The following is a 16810-nucleotide window of genomic DNA, read 5'->3' on the forward strand; positions in this document are numbered from 1 at the left end:
CCTCCGGCGTGAATCGACCCGAAACGAAGCCGAGCGTCTGACCGGTATATGTGGATAGGGGATATAGAAGGAAGCGAGATGGCCACCGCAGACCCCTCCGCCTCGACCCTGACCGACGCCGTCGAGCCGACGGCGATAGACAGCCTCACGAACGCGCTCGGCGCGGTCGGCACCGCCGCACAGGGTGCGGCCTTCTGGTCCGGCATCACCCTCGCGTTCGCGCAGGTCCCCCTGCTCGTCGCCGACGTGACCGCCTCGCGACCGACCCTCCTCGTCGCCCTGCTCGTCGCCAACGTCGTCGCGATGGCGCTCGGCAGCGGCTACCGCGCCTGAACACGCCCCCCGAACGGTCCCCGCCCTCCCCCGGCCGTCGCAACCCTATTGTCCGAACCGACGCTACGTTCGCCGATGGCATCCGAGCGCCGCCCGCCCGGTCCGTCCGGCCTCCCCGTCGTCGGCAACACCCACCAGTACGCCAGCGACCCGTTCGCGTTCGCGGAACGGCTCCGACGCGAGTACGGCCCGGTCGCGCGCTACGAGGTGCTCGGCGACGACTTCTACCAGCTGAACGACCCGGCGGACATCGAGCTCGTGCTCGTCCAACACAACGAGAACTACGTGAAGGGCGACCTGTTCCAGTCGGTGCTCGGTCCGCTCACGGGCGACGGCCTGCTCAACAGCGAGGGGGAGACGTGGCGGACACAGCGTCACCGGATGCAACCCGCCTTCACGCCCGACCGCATCGCCGGCTACGCCGACACGATGGCCGCGTTCACCGACGAGGCGCTCGACGGGTGGCGCGACGGCGAGGTCCGCGACGTCCACGCCGAGGCGATGGAACTCACCCTGCGCATCATCGCGGAGGCGATGTTCGGCATCGAGATGGACCGCGACGTGGAAACCGTCGGCGAGTCGATGGAGGCCGTGATGGCCCAGTCCGAGCGCGTCTGGCAGGGCTTCATCCCGGACGCCGTCCCCACGCCGGGCCGTCGCCGCTACCGCGAGGCCGTCGAGTCGCTAGACGAGGTGGTGTACCGCATCATCCGCGAGCGCAAGCGCGACCCGGGCGACGACCTCGTGACGATGCTGCTCGAGGCGACGGACGGGGACGGCGAGACGATGAGCGACCGTCAACTGCGCGACGAGGTGATCACGATACTGCTCGCGGGCCACGAGACGACGGCGCTGTCGCTCACCTTCACCTTCCACCTGCTCGCGCGCCACCCCGGTATCGAGCGGGAACTGGTCGCCGAACTCGACGGTATCGAGGGCCGGCCGACGATGGGCGACGTGATGGGGCTGGAGTACCTCGACCGCGTCGTCACGGAGTCGATGCGGCTGTTCCCGCCGGTCCCGACCATCGTCCGCGAGCCGACCGAGCAGGACACCCTCGGGGGCTACGAGATACCCGCGGGCGCGACGGTCGTGATGCACCAGCGGTCGGTCCACCGCGACCCGCGCTTCTACGACGACCCGCTCGCGTTCGACCCGGACCGCTGGACCGACGCGATGCGCGACGACCTCCCGCGCTTAGCGTACTTCCCCTTCGCCGCGGGGCCGCGCCGCTGTATCGGCGACCGGTTCGCGCTGCTGGAGGCGAAACTGGTGCTCGCGGCGACGTACACCCGTTACCACCTCGAACTCGTCTCCGACCCCGACCTCGACCTCCGGCCCGCGCTCACCGCGCGGCCCCGCAACCCCGTCCGGATGCGCGTCCACGAGCGCTAGAGCGTCGCGCCGACGTACACCGTCGCGACGAGGAAGAGCCACACGCCGTCCACGAAGTGCCAGTACAGTTCGACGGTCTCCACCGACGTGTCGCGCTCCGGGCCGTAATCGTCGCGGAGCGCGCGGAACAGCACGATACCGATGAGCAGCGCGCCCAGCGCGACGTGGAGGCCGTGTAACCCCGTCAGCCCGTAGAACACCGCGGCGAACGCGCCGCCGCCGGGGGCGAACCCCTCGCCGAGCAATTCGACGTACTCGAACGCCTGACCGCCGAGGAAGACGACACCGAGCAGGAGGGTGAGCCCCATCAGCCCGCGGAAGCGCCGGGCGTTCCCGTCGTCGAGCGCCGACGCCGCGAGGTGGAAGGTGCCGCTCGACGCGACGAGTAACAGCGTGTTCACGGCCACGATGGGTGAGAGCAGGTGGGGGACCTCCGCGGGCGCCCACGCGGCCAGCCGGAGGTAGAAGTAGACGACGAACCCCGTGGCGAACGTCGCCACGTCCGTGTAGAGGAACAGCCGCATCGTCCGCAGGTACAGCGGCTTCCCATCGCCCGTGACGCGCGCCGAGAGGAACGCCTCGTCCAGCCAGCCGAACAGCGCGACGGCCACGACGACCGCGCCGACGGCGGCGACGCCGACGGTCGGTATCGCCGGCAGGTAGCCCGTCCCGGCGCCGAGCGCGAACGCGGCGAGGCCGGCGTAGAGCAGGCCGGCGCCGCCCGCCGCGACGACGGGCCACCGGCTCCGGTGGTCGTGTCCGGCCTCGGCGGGTCCTGTCATCGGTCGGGGTTCTCCCGCCGGGAAGAAAAACCTACTCGCGCCCCTCGTCCCCGCGCTCCGCCGGCGGCTCCGGCGGCACCAGCAGCGCCGCGAGTGGGAAAGTATTTACGCGCAGTTACTCACATCGTGAGTAACCATGTCCATCATCGTCACCGGCGGGGACGGGTACATCGGGTGGCCGACGGCGCTGCGCATCGCGGACCGGACCGACGAGCGCGTCGTCGCGGTCGACAACTTCGGGCGACGCGCGTGGGTCGAGGAGGTCGGCGCCGTGAGCGCCACGCCCGTCGCGAGCATCGACGAGCGGCTGGAGGCGGCCCGCGAGGTCCACGGCCTCTCGAACCTCTCCTTCGTCGAGGGCGACCTCACCGACAAGGCGTTCGTCGAGGAGCTGCTGCAGGTCCACGAGCCCTCCGCGATCGTTCACGCCGCGGCCCAGCCCTCCGCGCCGTACTCGCAGATCAACGGCGAGCGGGCGAACTTCACCCAGCACAACAACATGGCGGCGACGCGGAACCTCCTGTTCGGCCTCCACGAGAACGACCTCGCGGACACGCACTTCATCGAGACGACGACGACCGGCGTCTACGGCGCGCCCGACTTCCCCATCCCCGAGGGCGGCGCGACGATGGAGCACGAGGGCGAGCGCGACGAGGTGCCGTTCCCGGCGATGGCGGGGAGCTGGTACCACCTCACGAAGAGCCACGACGCCGCGAACATGCGGCTCGCGGCGAAGCAGTTCGGGGTTCCCATCTCGGACGTGCGCACGGCTATCACCTACGGCACGGAGACCGAGGAGACGCGCGCCGACGACCGGCTGAAGACGCGCTTCGACTTCGACTACTACTTCGGCGTCGTCGCCCACCGCTTCGCGGCGCAGGCAGTCGCGGGCTACCCGCTCACCGTCTACGGCAAGGGCGAACAGCGCAAGCCGTTCGTCTCGCTGGAGGACGCCGTCGAGGGGCTGGCGCGACTCGCGCTCGCCGACGCGCCCGACGAACTCACGGTGTACAACCAGGTGACACGGCCCATCGCCATCGTGGAGATGGCCGAGACCATCCGGGAGGTCGCGGCGGAGTTCGACCTCGACGTCGAGGTCACCCACGTCGAGAACCCGCGCGACGAGGACGAGGAACACCGCATGGAGATCGACAACGACCGCTACATGGACCTCATCGGCGAGCAGCGCGCCACCTTCGCGGACGGCATCGAGGACGTGCTCGCGACGCTGACGCGCTACGCGGACACCATCGAGGCCCACGAGGACCGCTTCCTGCCCGACGCGCTGCGCGATTAGACCTCGCTCGGCAGGTCACCGGTTCCGAGCGACAGCCGCTCGGAGCGGTAGCGATGGACCAGCCCCGACCCCAACAGGAGGAGCGAACACGCCAGCGCGGTCGGCGCCATCCCGAACAGGACGAACGGGTAGACGCCGAGCGCGACGGCCGAACACAGTGCCAGACACACCGAGCCCAGGAGCGTGTAGTACGTCCCCCACGAGATCTCCTTCTCGGGGACGATTTCGAGGAACACCGTCAGCTCCTCCAGCGAGTCGGTCGGCTCGACCGTACCGCGGTCGTGGTCGTAGTCGACGACCGCGTTGTCGTCCATCTTCGGGAGGTGTGACTGCTGGAGCGCGTTGTACACGCGCCGACGCTGCTGGGCGCTCACCGCCGACGGCTCGGTGTCGTTCTCCCACGCGGCGACCTGCCGGGAGAGCGTCCGGAGGTCCGTCGCGCCGTCGCGCTGGAGCGAGTGGACCACCATCCGCCGTCGCTCGTTGCTGATGGTCTCGAACATCTCCTGCCGGCTGGGTCCCTCGTCGTCCCCCGACGACTCCGCCGCTGCTGCCCCCATTTATATCTGCTTTGAGTACCTGTTCAGATTAAATCTGTTGGCCGGTCGGCGATAGGACGCCGCCGCCTGCCGCCCCGAAACGGCGTTTAATCGGGAATTAGGCCGACTCCCGATCGGTTCAGGCCGTCCAATCCGTTCCTCTCGCCCACCCTGTGGCCCGTTCTGCTGCCGCTTGTAGAAGGACCCCTCTCCCCTGGGTGGGGATACGCCCCGCCACACGGCGGGCACGATTCAACCATGTCCGAAGACGACAGCACGAACGTCAGTCGGCGCAGCGTACTCGGTGGCATCGCGGGACTCGCGGTCGCGGGGAGCGGCCTCGCGGCGGTCTCCTCAACGGCGAGCGCGAACAGTTCGGTTTCCATCACGTCCGCGGACGCCAGCGCGACGCTGGACCGCGGTGAACTCACCAGCCTGACTATCAACCCGACGTTCACGGTGAACTGGACGGGGCTCGACGACGCCGTCGGCAAGGTGTTCTGGCTCGTCGAGGCGAGCGTCGACGGCGGGGACTTCTACCCGCTGTTCCGCGCGACGCCGTGGCTGACCGCCGACCAGATCGGGACCACCGGCTCGTACGCCGTGGAGCCGTCGTTCGAGGAGGCGCTCAACGCGGACGACCGCTTCGACGACGGGAGCGGCCCGGACTACTCCGCCGGTCCGCTGGTCGTGGCCGACGAGCAGGGCCGGCCCGACTACGCGAACTACGACTTCGGGAGCATCTCCGGGAACATCACGTACGAGTCGTTCATGAACGGTACGAGCATCGGGGGCGCGGACGACTACCCCGGCGCGCACGAGGACGGCGGCTGGCAGAACAACTACTGGGACGTCGACGCCGGTTACTACGGCGCCGCGTCCGACACCACGCCGTTCAACGAGACGACGGACGGGGAGACGAAGACGACGGACGTCACGCTCCGCTACACCTTCGAGTTCCAGCGCCCGAACCTCTCGCAGCTGAAGTACCGCGTCGACTTCGCGAACTACGACGGGCCGGAGGCGGGGGCGACGCAGTTCACCGAGCTCTCCGTCGCCGAGCAGAAGCGCTTCGCCGCGGAACAGATCGACGGGCTGGAGGAGTCCGACATCGACGACGGGAACTCGAAGCTCGTGATGAACGGCGAGGACGGGTTCCCGGAGTTCGGGACGCCGTCGGGCCTCTCCTACAGCCAGATCCGGGACAACGCCGACGCGCACCCCGGTCTACTCTCGGCGACGACGACCTTCACGGTTAGCGTCACCAACAAGGCTTCGAGCAGCGACTCCACCGGAACCTCCGGCGCCGAGGCCGAGTAAGTAGGCCCGCATGGACGCCAACGGCAGTTCGGGCGGCGACCGCTCCGACGCCGGCAGCGGCGCGCTTCCCGTGACAAAGCGCACCGCCATCGTCGCGCTGCTCGCCGCTATCGTCGTCCTCGGCGCGGGGGCGGGCATCACGGCCACGCTCACCGAGGACGCGCCCTCCCGCGTGGCGGCGTCGGACTCGGCCGACGGGGCCGGCGCGTCCCTCTCGCTCCCGGACGGCGGGACGACCACCGTCTCCTTCGCCGGGACGCGCGTCGCCGAGAACGCGAGCGGCGTGGGACTCGACTCGCTGAACGTCTCCGTCGACGGCGGCGGCGACCTCACGCTGTCCGGCGTCAGGAAGACCGACGGCTCCGCCGTCGACACCGCCCCGACGAACGCGACGGCGGGCTACCTGAACGTCGGCCACGAGGGGGACGCCGAGATAGACAGCGTCACGTTCCGCTTCACCGTCTCGGCGGCGACGCTCCGCGACGCCGGTATCGAACCCGGCGACGTGACGCTGTACCGTTACCACGACGGCGAGTGGCGGGCGCTGGAGACGGCGCTCGACGCGGCCTCGGCCGATGCGTACACCTTCCGGGCGGTCTCGCCCGGGCTCTCCGTGTTCGGCGTCGGCCCCTCGCGGGCGAACGACCGCTCGAACGCGGGCGAAAACGGGAACGGAAACGGGAACGGAAACGGCAACGGCGGCGGCCCGCCGCCGGACACTACGCCGACCGCGACCCCGACGCCCACGGAGACGCCAACGGCTACGCCGACGGCTACACCCACTGCGGAACCGAACGGAACGGCGACGCCGACCGCCACAGCTACACCGACCGCGACACCGACGCCGGAACCGAACGAAACGGCGACAGCGACTCCGACGCCGACCGGGACCGACGACGGCGGCTCGGGGGGTGTCTCTCCGTCGAATCCGCCGCCCGAGAACCCGCCGCCGACGAACGGCGGTGGAGGCGGTGGTGGCGGTAGTGGCGGCGGTGGTGGCGACGCCCCGCCGGACCGCGGCTTCGACGCGACCGTCCGAGTCGCCGCGCCGAACCCCGAGCCGATACGCTCGGACCGGGGCGACGTGGACGTCGTCGCCGGCTCGGTCGCGGGCGAGGTGTCGTGGTCCGACGACCGCGCGACCCGTGCCGTGGTCACGGTGACCGTGTCGGGCGACGGCGACTCCCGGGAGCTCCGCAACGTCACCGTTCCGCTCGACGGCGAGACCTCGCTGTCGCTCGCCGAGGCGCTGACCGACACCCGGCTGCTGTACGCGACCGGACCGCGCGCCGACGCGCTGTCGGTGGACGAGGACGGCCGTACCGCGACCTACCGACGGGTCGTGACGGTGGCGGTGACGCTGTACGACGGTGAGGAGCGCCTGACGACCGCGAGCGACGACGACGGCCTCACGGTCGTCGTCACGAACGTCGAGGCCGCCAGCGAGGGGGACGGGCGTTCCGGCTCCAGCGCCGCGTAGGACGTATCGGGCATCGAAACACGCGGCTGCTTTTTATTCGAGTCCGGCGTAGTGCCGGTATGACATCCAGTGAACTCCGGCTCCGTGAGGCCGGCTCCTCGGGGCGGGAGTTCACCCGGCTGTGGCTCGTCGCGCTCGCCACCTACGGGGTCGGCGACGTGGTGACGACGGTCGCGCTCACCCGGTTCGTTCCCCGATTGAGCGAGGGGAACCTCCTGCTCGCGGCGCTGCTCAACAGCCACGGCAACCTCGGGCTCATCGGGCTGAAGCTCGCCGTCTTCGCCGGCTGTCTCGCCATCAGCCTCTACGGCGCCCGCACCGCCGACCGCTTCGTCTACTACCTCCCGCCGGCCCTGCTCGCCGTCGTCGGGGGGTTCACGACGGCGTACAACCTCCGGCTCCTGTTCGGGTAGGGTAACGAAGGCTATACGGCCGCGCCGGCCGCGCCCCCGATATGCACGTCCTCGTCACCGGCGGCTGCGGCTACATCGGGAGCGTCCTCGTCCCCCTGTTGCGCGACGACGACCGCGTGGACCGCGTCACGGTCCTCGACGACTTCTCGGCCTCCTCGCCGCGGGCGCTGTTCGGGCAACTCGGCGACGACACCGTCCGCTTCCGCCGCGGCGACGTCCGCCAGTACGGCGACGTGGAGTCGGCCGCCCGGGGGGCCGACGCCGTCGTCCACCTCGCGGCCATCACGGGCGCGGCGAGCACCCACGACCGCCGCGAGGAGACGTTCGAGACGAACTACGAGGGGACGCGCAACGTGCTCAACGCGGCGGGGAAGGTCGGCGTCGACAACGTCGTGCTCGCCTCCTCGTGTAACATCTACGGGCGCGCCCCGACGACGGACATCGACGAGTCGGTCGAGCCGGACCCGATCAACCCCTACGCCGAGACGAAGTACGAGTCCGAGTCGCTGTTGCGCGAGGCGCGCGAGGAGTTCGGCTTCGACGGCGTCGCCCTGCGGATGGCGACGAACTACGGGAACGCGCCCGGCGTCCGCTTCAACCTCGTCGTCAACCACTTCGTGTTCCGGGCGCTGACCGGGCGGGCGCTCACGGTGTACGGCGACGGGTCGAACTGGCGGCCGTTCGTCCACGTCCGCGACGCCGCCCGCGCGTACAAGCACGCCGCGCTCGCCCCCGACGACTGGGACCGCGAGGTGTACAACGTCGGGTCGAACGACGGCAACTACCGCGTCGCGGAGATCGCCGAGGTCGTGAGCGAGGAGGTCGCGCCCGTCGACGTGACCTACCTGGAGGACGAACACCCCGGCCCCTCGTACCACGTGAACTTCGACCGCCTCGCCCGAACCGGGTTCGGGACGGAGTGGACGCTCCGCGAGGGGGTCCGCGACCTCCGCGACGCCTTCCGCGGGTAGCCGCGCGGGCGGGGGAGAGGACAAGAGCCTTACCGGGCGTCTCCGTTACTCGGAACATGAGTAACTCGACGCACGTCGCGATAACGGGCGCGGCGGGCTTCATCGGGAGCCGGGTGGTCGGGCAGTTGCGCCGCGACCACCCCGACTGGGAGCTGACGGCCATCGACAACTTCTATCTCGGCGACGTGCGCGAGGTCGGCGACACGACGGTCGAGCACGTCGACATCCGCCACCGCGACCAGCTGACCGACGCGCTCGACGGGGCGGACGCGGTGTTGCATCTCGCCGCCATCTCCGGCGTGGACGACTGCGACGACAAGCCGGACCTCGCCTACGAGGTCAACGTCGTCGGGACGAACAACGTCGCCTACTTCTGCGAGCGGACGGGCGCCGGGCTCGCGTTCCCGTTCTCGATGGCGGTCATCGGCGACCCGACCGACTTCCCAATCACGACCGACATGGCCCGCGACCCGCTGAACTGGTACGGCGAGACGAAGGTGCTCGGCGAGCGGGCCGTCGAGACGATGGCCGACGGCTCCTTCCCCGCGGTGCAGTTCATGATATCGAACCTCTACGGCGAGCACGCCGTCGGCGACCGCGCCGTCTCGAAGGGGACGGTCATCAACTTCTTCGTGAACCGGGCGCTCGCCGGGGAGCCGCTCACGGTGTACGAGCCGGGGACGCAGGCGCGCAACTTCGTCCACGTCCGCGACGTGGCCGACGCCTTCTGCCGGGCCGCCGAGCGGCTCGTCGCCCGGCGTGCCGCCGGGGAGACGGGGTCGGAGGCGTACGAGGTGGCGAGCGACGAGGACCCCGGCGTGATGACGGTCGCCGAAACCGTGGCCCGCGTCGCGAGCGAGGAGCGGGGGCTGGACGTGGACATCGAACTCGTGGCGAACCCGCGCAGCGGCGAGACGCTCGTGGACTCCTTCGCCGTCGATACGACGGCCATCGAGCGGGACCTCGGGTGGACGCCGACGGAGAGCGTCGAGGCGTCGGTCCGCGACCTGCTGGCCGAGTAGAAACGCGAGGGTGCCCCGACGCCGCGGGGCGGCCGGTCGCCGGTCCGAACCTACCTGATGGCGGTGGAGTCGCACGCGGGACACCGCTCGACGGGGTCGGCCCGTCGCGCGAGGTCGTCCCGGCCGCAGTCGAGGCAGATGCGGACCGTCCGAGTCGTCCCCATCGTTCCGTCCTTCGCCGCCGGTCGGCATAGTCGTTCGGGCGTACACCTCCGGAGCGCTCCCGAGGTGTCCGTTCGGCTCCGCCGACCGACGGCTACGACTCGGTCGCGGGGCGCACGACCACGTCGTCCTCGCCGACGGACACGTCGAAACCCTCGTACCCGAACGAGACGTGCACGGCCCGGTCGTTTCCGTCCGCGAAGAGCGCGTCCAGCGCGTCCGTATCGACGACTTCTCCCAGCGGTCGGATGGCGGTCGCGTCCCGACCGAGCGCCTCGGCCAGCGCGGTCACGACCCGCATACTCGTCGCTTCGGGTCCGGGCTCCCTGCTCCCGTCGTTCGCCGATGACGGTCCGTCGTTCATCGAGGGGAGGTAGCGCGACGGAGTCGAATAACGCTTCCGTGGGGATGCGGGCGAACAGCGGCGACGACGCGGCGTGCGGGTCGCCGTCGGCTCGGAGGCGGCCCGCGACCGTCTCCGCGGGCGGCGCCCGGGAACGGAAGTGTCCGTGCCCGAGTCGGACCGGCTCACCCACTCCGGGGGGCTTTCCCGGAGACGGAGATAAGCCGCCCGTTCATGCTCGACGGGGGCCATCCTCCCCACCATCGTCCGCCGACTGATGGCCACCGGGCTGCTGTTCGACCCGAAGCACGGGGGCAGCGCCCGCGCTCAGTAGCCGAACGTATCGACGGTCGTGCCGCCCGCGTCCGTCAGCGTCGCGGTGTCGCCGCCGTTGTTCCAGACGTTACCCACGCTCCAGTTCCGGCTGTAGTCGGTCGCGGGCGCGGCGCCGCTCGGCGCTGTCGGCCCGCCGTCGCCGGGCGTGAACGCCGTGAACAGGTCCGGCTCGTCGGCGAAGTTCGCCGTCGTCGGCACCGACGCGTCACCGTCGAGAACGCCCCCGACCCGAGTGCCGCGCTCGTTCCCGCCGCCGCGCCGAAACCGATGAGTAAGTTGCGTCGTTTCATGTATGTCGTCGCGGGCTCCGCCCGCGTACCGCCGAACGCCGTCCCTGGAGGGCCCACCCCGACGGCGCTTCGGCCTGCGGAGTGCCCCGACACAGTCCTGTCTATAGACGGAAACCGAAAAAACTGCCTGAAATGGCTTAACGCGGTGCTAGAGGCTGCTGAGTATTTATATCTATATTTCGGATCCGAGAACAACCGTGACGTTGGGTCGGCTTCTCACGCGGTGAAGCCGACCGCGCCGTTCATGTGTCCTGAACGTTCATTCACTCGCATGAACGGGGGAACGGAGGGGTCGGGAACGCGTGCGGTGTCGCCGGTCATCGGTGTGGTTCTGCTGGTGGCTATCGTCCTCGCGCTCGGCGCGGTCACGACGACGCTGGCGCTCGGACTCGCCGACACCGGCGACCCCGCGCCCCAGGTCCGGTTCTCCTTCGCCGTCGCGGACGACGGCACGGTGACCGTCACCCACGAGGGCGGCGCGACCATCGACGCCGACGCCCTCCGGCTCCACGGCGAGGACCCCGACGGGGCGGTGTCGTTCGGCGCGTGGCCCGCGAGCGGCACGTTCTCCACGGGCGACTCCGTCGTCGTCCCGAACGCGACCGGCGACGAGACGCTCCGAGTCGTCTGGCGCGGCGGCGACCGCTCGTTCACCCTGAAGACGTGGACCGGCCCCGGCGAACCGGCCGGCGCCGCGCTCGCGGTGCCCGAGGACCCCGGCCACGCCTACTACGACCGGAACTTCGACGGCGACTACGACGCGGGAACGGACCGGGAACTGACCCGGGGAGAACTCGAAGCCGGCGTGAGCGACAGCGGGCGCCTGGTCGTCCCGTCGAGCCTCGGCACCGTGTCGCTGGACACGGGCGCGGACTTCGAGGCCGACGGCATCTACCTCGCCGCCGACGTGGTGTATCCGACCTCGTCGTCCCCGAGTCCCGTCGTCCTCGACGCGCGCTCGGGCGACCTCTTCGTCGACGGCGGGGAACTCGACTTCCGCAAGCAGTCGATGGATATCACGCTCCGTGCCGGCGGCACGGTCGACCTCGCTGGCGAGCGCCTCACCTCGAACAGTCCGGTCACGATAGACGGCGGCACGGTCGACCTCACGGACGCCGATGTGGACGTGAGCGCGGACCAGCCGCTCACCGTCACGAGCGCGGGCGCGGTCGAGGCGAGCGGAGCGTCGCTGGTCGCCGAGAACGAGATAGCCGTCACCGCCGACGGCGACCTCACGCTGACGAACGCGGTCGTCCACGCCGACAAGGACGGGGAGCCGGTTCGGCTCGAATCCACGGGCGGCGATATCGACCTCACGGACGCGACGCTCCGTTCGACCCGCAAGGACAGTCTGACCACGTTCGCGTCCGGCAACGACCTCTCCGCGACCGTCAACGGCGGGGTCATCGTCGTGGACGGAGCCGCCTTCCTCGACCAAGACAACACGCTGCAGGCGACCGGCACCACGAGCGGAACCCCGGCCAGCGGGTCCGTGAGCTAGCGCCCTACTCCCGCCACGGCGACCCCTCGGGGTCGAACTTCCGGTAGCGCCGCTCTATCGAGTCGATACGCGCGACGTCCTCGTCGTCCAGCACGAGGTCGAGCGCGGCGTAGTTGTCCGCGATGTGGTCGCGCCCGGTCGCCTTCGGGATGGGCTTGCAGTCCTTCTCGAGCAGCCACGCGAGGATCGTTCGGGCCGGGGAGACGTCGTGCTTCTCGGCGACGGCCGTTACCTCGGGTACGTCGAGCGCCTCGCGCCGGCAGAAGGGCGCGTACGCGACGAGGTCGACGCCGTGGCGGTCGCACGTCTCCACGAGGTCGTCGCGCGGCGGCAGGAGCGGGTGTATCTCGACCTGGTTGGCGGCTATCGGCGCGTCGAGCAGGTCGGCGGCCTCCGCCACGAGGTCCGGCGTGAAGTTCGAGACGCCGACGTTTCGCGCCACCCCCTCGTCGTACAGTTCGTCGAAGGCGGGGAGCGTGTCGGCGGCGTCGTAGGCGGCGATGGGCCAGTGGACGTACAGCAGGTCCACGTACTCCAGCCCGAGGCGGTCGAGGCTCTCCTCGGCCGTCGCGAGCACGTCGTCGTACGCGAGGTTCTCGGGGTGTACCTTCGTGGCGACGAACAGCTCCTCGCGGGGGACGTCCGCGCGGGCGACCCCCCGGCCGACCGCGGCCTCGTTGTCGTACATCTGTGCGGTGTCGATGTGGCGATACCCCTCCTCGACGGCCGCCTCGACGCTCGCGGCGCACTGGTCGGGGTCGTCGTTGCCGGAGGTGCCGAGTCCGATGTCGGGAACGCTCATCGATGGAGGGACGGCCGCGCCGTGCAAAAAGCTACGCCGGCCGGCGCCTACGCCGCGGGCGTGTTCCCCGGCGTCGTCGCGTGAGCACCCCGGCCGACGAGCGTGCGGCACCGGGAGACAGGCTCATACGGGCGGACGGACAAGGGCCGGTATGCCCGAGGAAGTGCTGTTCGAGTCCGAGTCGATGCGTAGCCGAGCCGAGGTCGCCGCGTACCTCCGTCGGGTCGCCGACAAGCTGGACGGCGGCGAGCCGCTGACGCTGAGCGCGGGGAGCCAGTCGGTCACGATGGACCCGCCCGAGCGGGTCGAGTTCGAGGTGAAGGCCGAACGCGAGGGGCCGGCCGACGCGGCCGGGGAGCTGAGCGTCGAGTTCGAACTGGAGTGGGACGAGAACGCGGGCGCCGACGGCGGCGGCGGCGGCGACCTCTCCATCGAGTAGCCGCGCCGCTCGCGGGTGGTATCGGCAGCCGACCGGTCGTGCGTACCCACACGACCGCGGTCGGCGTGGTGGAATGCCGGCTGTTCCCTCGCGTCGCCGTTCCCGGCGGCACGGCGGGTCGTCCCCGGCTTCCGGCCCTCCGCGGAGCCGCCGTCGGTACGAACCGAGGACACCGTGAGTTGCGTTGCCGTGGTATTGAATGTACCTTTCAGCACAACGATGAGCGATTGTGGGGTTCGGTGCGCCCGTTTCGCTACGGTTTACCGTCAGTCGGGGCTCGCACCAGCGATTCGACTCGTGGTCGGTTCCCCTACGCTACGAACGTCCGATTCCCGCGACTCGCCCCGCGCGGTCCGACGGTGGTTCTCGCCGCCGGTTAGCTGTACACCGTCGGCTGGAAGGTGATGCCCGTTACCTCGAAGCGAGCGCCTCCCCGGTCGCTCTCGGAGACGGCTATCTCCCAGCCGTGGCCGATGACGATCTGATTCACGATGGAGAGGCCGAAGCCGGTGTTGCCCGTCCGGGTCGTGTAGCCCGACTCGAAGACGCGCTCGCGGTCCTCCTCGTCGATGCCGGGGCCGTCGTCCTCGAAGTAGATGCCCTCGTCGGTCGTCCCGACGCGCACGTCGACCTCGCCGCGCGAGTGTTCGACGGCGTTGCGGATGAGGTTCTCCAGCGCCTGCCGGAGCCGGGCCGGGTCCGCCTCCAGTTCCTTCGAGTCCTCGACGTACAGCGTCGCGTTCTCCGTCGGTACCGTCTCCCACGCCAGCTTCACCACCTGCTTGAACGAGGTCTGTTCGAGGTCGCTCACGGTCGTCTCGTCGGCCGAGAGCGCGACGACCTGGTCGATGAGGGCGTCCATGCGCTCGGCGGCGTTGTCGATCTTGTCGAGCCACTTCCCCTCGCCCGTCTCGCGGTACATCTCCAGGGCGTCGGCCGTCACGCCGATGGGGTTCTTCAGGTCGTGGGAGACGACCTTCCGCATGTCGCGCAGGCGCTCGTTCTGCTGGCGCAGCGCCTGCTCGCGCTTCTTCTGCTCGGTCACGTCGCGGGCGTTGACGACGAAGCCGTTGACGACCTCGTCGTCGAACAGGTTCGTCCCCCGCGCCTCGACGTGGGTCCAGCCGCCCTCGGGGTCCTCGAACTGGAACTCGATGACCGGCTTGTAGTCGGGGTTCTCGACCGCGGTGAAGAACTCGTCCATCGCGGTCTGGCGGTCCGACGGCGGCATGTACTCGAAGGCGGACTCGCCGACGAGTTCGGCCTGCTCGTAGCCGAGCGTGTGTTCGCAGGCGGGCGAGATGTACGTGAAGCGGCCGCTCGTGTCCACGATACCGATGACGTCGCTGGAGTTGCGGACGACCTTCGAGAACGTCTCCTCCGACCGCTTGAGCGCCCGCGAGGCGTGGTACTGCTCGACGGCGTTGCGCACGCGGTTCGCCAGCAGCGAGTACTGGTCGGGGGAGGTCTGCTTCTGGAGGTAGTCGGTCACCCCCTTCGAGATGGCCTCGCTGGCTATCTCCTCCGACCCCTTCCCCGTGAACAGCACGAAGGGGAGGTCCGGGTACTCCTCGCGGATGGCGTCGAGCACGTCCAGCCCGTTCATCAGCGGCATGTCGTAGTCCGAGACGACCGCGTCGAACGACCCCTCCGCGAGTCGGTCCACCACGGCGGTCGGGTCGGTCTCGGTCGTCACGTCGAACGCCTCGCGCTCGCGCTCGAGGTACGTCGCCGTGAGGTCGAGCTGGTCGATGTCGTCGTCCACGGCCAGCACGTCGATATCCGTCGCCGACGCGTCGGCCCGGAACATCCCCGACTCCACGCTGGCTTCCTCGCTTTCCTCCTCGTCGTCTACTATCGTTCGCATCTCAGTCACTCTCCTCGTGGGCCGCGAGTATCCGCTCGAAGTACGGCACCATCACGTCGATGCCCTCCGCCCACCGCTCCGCGGCGTGCATGTCGTGGAGCTCGAACGCGAGGACGTACCGCATCGCCTCCGGGCCCGGTCCCGAGCGCCCGGCTCGCGGCTTCGCCGGGTAGTCGTCGCCGAATATCGCCCGCAGTTCGTACAGCTGCGAGCGCTGGAACGGGGTCCAGTAGTCGCCGCCGACCTTGTGGCGGCGCCACGCCTCGGCCTTCGCCGTCGCGTACGCCTCGTCGGCCCCGACGACCGAGGCGCGCTGGCGGAGCTTCTGTCGGACCTGCGCGTAGTCGGCCTCGCGCAGCGCCGCGGCGTCGAGGTCGCCGTTCCGGAGACAGCCGAACTCGACGCGGTCCTTCGCCCACAGCGCGTCCACGAACGCCCGCGCGGCGTCCTCGACGCGGTCGTCGGAGAGCGCCGGGAACTGCGCCCGGTCGATGAACGCGAGCGACTCGACCGCGCGGTCGTAGTCGCCGGCGTCGTGCGCGCGGAACACGGTCGCGAGCCGCTCGGACAGCTCGCGCGCCGTCGGGCGGACCGCGTCGTCCGCTCCCCGTATCCGCGACTGGCCACCCATGTGTCGAACTCCCGTAGACACCCCATTGTTTTATACGTTTTGTCGGGAGCGGCAATCTAGCCGCCCTCGGCCGGTCGTGTCTGACACGCGGCTGACGCACGGCTGACGAATTCGACCCGGACTCCCGGCTCGGCGGCGCTCGTCGGGTCGGCGTTCCGGGCGAAAAAATCGCCGAGCCTGCGGCTGACGGGCCGCGACCGGCGACGCCTCCCGGGTCAGGCCCGGCAGATGTCGCGGAGGTCGTCGAGCCCGTCGATGTCCCACGTGGGCCAGACGTTCAGGTCCCAGTCCTCGCGGTGGGGCCGGCGGATGAACGCCGAGTCGATGCCGGCGTTCTCGGCGGCCTTGATGTCGGACTCGTTGTCGCCGACGAACAGCGCCGAGTCGCCGTCGAGGTCGGCGAGCGCCCGCTCGATGTAGTGGGGGTTCGGCTTCCGGAGGTCGAGGCTCTCGAGCGTCGGCGACCGGCCGTACGCGGTGTCGAACAGGTCGCCGATGTCGAAGTGGTCGAGCAGGAAGTCGACCGTCTCCTGTTGGTTCGAGCTGACGATGCCGAGCGAGGTGTCGAGGTCGGCGAGCGCCGAGAGGTCGTCGTAGGGCGTCTTCCGGCCGTCGCGGGCCTCGGTCTGCTGAGCGGCCGAGAGCACGCTGTCGCGCTCCTGCCAGAAGTGGTCCGGGTCGAGGCCGTACTGGCGGCAGATACGCGTCACCTGCGTCGGGGTCGCGCCGATCGTCATCTGGTCTACGTGGTCGGGGTCCGCGTCGGTCACGCCGAACTGCGAGAACGTCTCCGCGGCCGCGTCCTGCAGGACGTCGTAGTGCGTTCGACCGACGAGGACACCGTCGTTGTCGAACACGACGGTATCGTACGTCACACTAGCCTGCAC

General features: G+C 70.0%; 18 protein-coding genes. 10 read left to right on the forward strand and 8 right to left on the reverse strand.

Annotation, left to right across the window (positions count from 1 at the left end):
- Nucleotides 1-78 precede the first annotated feature (78 nt).
- Nucleotides 79-333, forward strand: coding sequence for a DUF8028 family protein (locus P2T37_RS09265; protein WP_276233630.1), 255 nt, complete (start codon nucleotides 79-81; stop codon nucleotides 331-333).
- A gap of 75 nt (nucleotides 334-408) precedes the next feature.
- Nucleotides 409-1728 (forward strand): cytochrome P450, encoded by a 1320-nt coding sequence (locus P2T37_RS09270; RefSeq protein ID WP_276233631.1) that lies wholly within the window; start codon nucleotides 409-411, stop codon nucleotides 1726-1728.
- Here P2T37_RS09270 and P2T37_RS09275 read toward each other — a convergent pair.
- A complete protein-coding gene (locus P2T37_RS09275) occupies nucleotides 1725-2510 on the reverse strand; it encodes a cytochrome c oxidase subunit 3 (protein WP_276233632.1) in 786 nt (261 codons plus the stop codon). The two genes, P2T37_RS09270 and P2T37_RS09275, sit on opposite strands and share 4 nt — an antisense overlap.
- Before the next feature lie 136 nt (nucleotides 2511-2646).
- Here P2T37_RS09275 and P2T37_RS09280 point away from each other — a divergent pair, with 136 nt between their 5' ends.
- Complete coding sequence (locus P2T37_RS09280; RefSeq protein WP_276233633.1) at nucleotides 2647-3807, forward strand: NAD-dependent epimerase/dehydratase family protein; 1161 nt, start codon at nucleotides 2647-2649, stop codon at nucleotides 3805-3807.
- On the opposite strand, the gene P2T37_RS09285 is transcribed toward P2T37_RS09280, so the two are convergent.
- On the reverse strand, nucleotides 3804-4367 hold the full coding sequence (locus tag P2T37_RS09285; protein ID WP_276233634.1) for a DUF7344 domain-containing protein: 564 nt from the start codon (nucleotides 4365-4367) through the stop codon (nucleotides 3804-3806). The genes P2T37_RS09280 and P2T37_RS09285 overlap by 4 nt on opposite strands.
- Nucleotides 4368-4604: 237 nt before the next feature.
- Here P2T37_RS09285 and P2T37_RS09290 point away from each other — a divergent pair, with 237 nt between their 5' ends.
- Genes P2T37_RS09290 through P2T37_RS09310 form a run of 5 tightly spaced genes read left to right on the forward strand, consistent with a single transcriptional unit; the run spans nucleotide 4605 to nucleotide 9552 of the window.
- Nucleotides 4605-5666: a hypothetical protein gene (locus tag P2T37_RS09290; RefSeq protein ID WP_276233635.1), complete on the forward strand. Its 1062-nt coding sequence runs from the start codon at nucleotides 4605-4607 to the stop codon at nucleotides 5664-5666.
- A 10-nt stretch (nucleotides 5667-5676) separates the two neighbouring features.
- Nucleotides 5677-7146 (forward strand): PGF-pre-PGF domain-containing protein, encoded by a 1470-nt coding sequence (locus P2T37_RS09295; protein WP_276233636.1) that lies wholly within the window; start codon nucleotides 5677-5679, stop codon nucleotides 7144-7146.
- 59 nt (nucleotides 7147-7205) lie between these two features.
- Nucleotides 7206-7559, forward strand: coding sequence for a DUF5658 family protein (locus P2T37_RS09300; protein ID WP_276233637.1), 354 nt, complete (start codon nucleotides 7206-7208; stop codon nucleotides 7557-7559).
- A 41-nt stretch (nucleotides 7560-7600) separates the two neighbouring features.
- Complete coding sequence (locus tag P2T37_RS09305; protein WP_276233638.1) at nucleotides 7601-8530, forward strand: NAD-dependent epimerase/dehydratase family protein; 930 nt, start codon at nucleotides 7601-7603, stop codon at nucleotides 8528-8530.
- Between the two features lie 56 nt (nucleotides 8531-8586).
- Nucleotides 8587-9552, forward strand: coding sequence for an NAD-dependent epimerase/dehydratase family protein (locus tag P2T37_RS09310; RefSeq protein ID WP_276233639.1), 966 nt, complete (start codon nucleotides 8587-8589; stop codon nucleotides 9550-9552).
- Between the two features lie 256 nt (nucleotides 9553-9808).
- On the opposite strand, the gene P2T37_RS09315 is transcribed toward P2T37_RS09310, so the two are convergent.
- Nucleotides 9809-10015 (reverse strand): HalOD1 output domain-containing protein, encoded by a 207-nt coding sequence (locus tag P2T37_RS09315; RefSeq protein ID WP_276233640.1) that lies wholly within the window; start codon nucleotides 10013-10015, stop codon nucleotides 9809-9811.
- 369 nt (nucleotides 10016-10384) lie between these two features.
- A complete protein-coding gene (locus P2T37_RS09320) occupies nucleotides 10385-10591 on the reverse strand; it encodes a hypothetical protein (RefSeq protein ID WP_276233642.1) in 207 nt (68 codons plus the stop codon).
- Between the two features lie 363 nt (nucleotides 10592-10954).
- On the opposite strand from P2T37_RS09320, the gene P2T37_RS09325 reads away from it, so the two are divergent.
- Nucleotides 10955-12184 carry a type IV pilin N-terminal domain-containing protein gene (locus P2T37_RS09325; protein WP_276233644.1) on the forward strand — a complete coding sequence of 410 codons (1230 nt, stop codon included), beginning with the start codon at nucleotides 10955-10957 and terminating at the stop codon, nucleotides 12182-12184.
- A 4-nt stretch (nucleotides 12185-12188) separates the two neighbouring features.
- Here the strand turns inward: P2T37_RS09325 and P2T37_RS09330 are convergent, their stop codons facing one another.
- On the reverse strand, nucleotides 12189-12986 hold the full coding sequence (locus tag P2T37_RS09330; protein WP_276233645.1) for an aldo/keto reductase: 798 nt from the start codon (nucleotides 12984-12986) through the stop codon (nucleotides 12189-12191).
- Between the two features lie 151 nt (nucleotides 12987-13137).
- Between P2T37_RS09330 and P2T37_RS09335 the strand changes: the two genes are divergently transcribed.
- A complete protein-coding gene (locus tag P2T37_RS09335; protein WP_276233646.1) occupies nucleotides 13138-13425 on the forward strand; it encodes an amphi-Trp domain-containing protein in 288 nt (95 codons plus the stop codon).
- A gap of 376 nt (nucleotides 13426-13801) precedes the next feature.
- On the opposite strand, the gene P2T37_RS09340 is transcribed toward P2T37_RS09335, so the two are convergent.
- The 3 genes from P2T37_RS09340 to P2T37_RS09350 all read right to left on the reverse strand — a co-directional run bounded on the left by P2T37_RS09340 (nucleotide 13802) and on the right by P2T37_RS09350 (nucleotide 16798).
- Nucleotides 13802-15292 (reverse strand): hybrid sensor histidine kinase/response regulator, encoded by a 1491-nt coding sequence (locus tag P2T37_RS09340; protein WP_276233647.1) that lies wholly within the window; start codon nucleotides 15290-15292, stop codon nucleotides 13802-13804.
- Between the two features lies 1 nt (nucleotide 15293).
- The gene (locus P2T37_RS09345) at nucleotides 15294-15923 is read right to left on the reverse strand and encodes a hypothetical protein (protein WP_276233648.1); all 630 of its coding nucleotides are present in this window, start codon (nucleotides 15921-15923) and stop codon (nucleotides 15294-15296) included.
- A gap of 215 nt (nucleotides 15924-16138) precedes the next feature.
- The gene (locus P2T37_RS09350) at nucleotides 16139-16798 is read right to left on the reverse strand and encodes an HAD family hydrolase (protein WP_276233649.1); all 660 of its coding nucleotides are present in this window, start codon (nucleotides 16796-16798) and stop codon (nucleotides 16139-16141) included.
- Between the last annotated feature and the right edge of the window lie 12 nt (nucleotides 16799-16810).

It is taken from the genome of Halosegnis marinus, assembly GCF_029338355.1.
Lineage (GTDB): Archaea > Halobacteriota > Halobacteria > Halobacteriales > Haloarculaceae > Halosegnis > Halosegnis marinus.

Coding starts and splice junctions, on each gene's coding strand:
- P2T37_RS09265 (WP_276233630.1), top strand. CDS start 79: ATGGCCACCGCAGACCCCTCCGCCTCGACCCTGACCGACGCCGTCGAG.
- P2T37_RS09270 (WP_276233631.1), top strand. CDS start 409: ATGGCATCCGAGCGCCGCCCGCCCGGTCCGTCCGGCCTCCCCGTCGTC.
- P2T37_RS09275 (WP_276233632.1), bottom strand. CDS start 2,510: ATGACAGGACCCGCCGAGGCCGGACACGACCACCGGAGCCGGTGGCCC.
- P2T37_RS09280 (WP_276233633.1), top strand. CDS start 2,647: ATGTCCATCATCGTCACCGGCGGGGACGGGTACATCGGGTGGCCGACG.
- P2T37_RS09285 (WP_276233634.1), bottom strand. CDS start 4,367: ATGGGGGCAGCAGCGGCGGAGTCGTCGGGGGACGACGAGGGACCCAGC.
- P2T37_RS09290 (WP_276233635.1), top strand. CDS start 4,605: ATGTCCGAAGACGACAGCACGAACGTCAGTCGGCGCAGCGTACTCGGT.
- P2T37_RS09295 (WP_276233636.1), top strand. CDS start 5,677: ATGGACGCCAACGGCAGTTCGGGCGGCGACCGCTCCGACGCCGGCAGC.
- P2T37_RS09300 (WP_276233637.1), top strand. CDS start 7,206: ATGACATCCAGTGAACTCCGGCTCCGTGAGGCCGGCTCCTCGGGGCGG.
- P2T37_RS09305 (WP_276233638.1), top strand. CDS start 7,601: ATGCACGTCCTCGTCACCGGCGGCTGCGGCTACATCGGGAGCGTCCTC.
- P2T37_RS09310 (WP_276233639.1), top strand. CDS start 8,587: ATGAGTAACTCGACGCACGTCGCGATAACGGGCGCGGCGGGCTTCATC.
- P2T37_RS09315 (WP_276233640.1), bottom strand. CDS start 10,015: ATGCGGGTCGTGACCGCGCTGGCCGAGGCGCTCGGTCGGGACGCGACC.
- P2T37_RS09325 (WP_276233644.1), top strand. CDS start 10,955: ATGAACGGGGGAACGGAGGGGTCGGGAACGCGTGCGGTGTCGCCGGTC.
- P2T37_RS09330 (WP_276233645.1), bottom strand. CDS start 12,986: ATGAGCGTTCCCGACATCGGACTCGGCACCTCCGGCAACGACGACCCC.
- P2T37_RS09335 (WP_276233646.1), top strand. CDS start 13,138: ATGCCCGAGGAAGTGCTGTTCGAGTCCGAGTCGATGCGTAGCCGAGCC.
- P2T37_RS09340 (WP_276233647.1), bottom strand. CDS start 15,292: ATGCGAACGATAGTAGACGACGAGGAGGAAAGCGAGGAAGCCAGCGTG.
- P2T37_RS09345 (WP_276233648.1), bottom strand. CDS start 15,923: ATGGGTGGCCAGTCGCGGATACGGGGAGCGGACGACGCGGTCCGCCCG.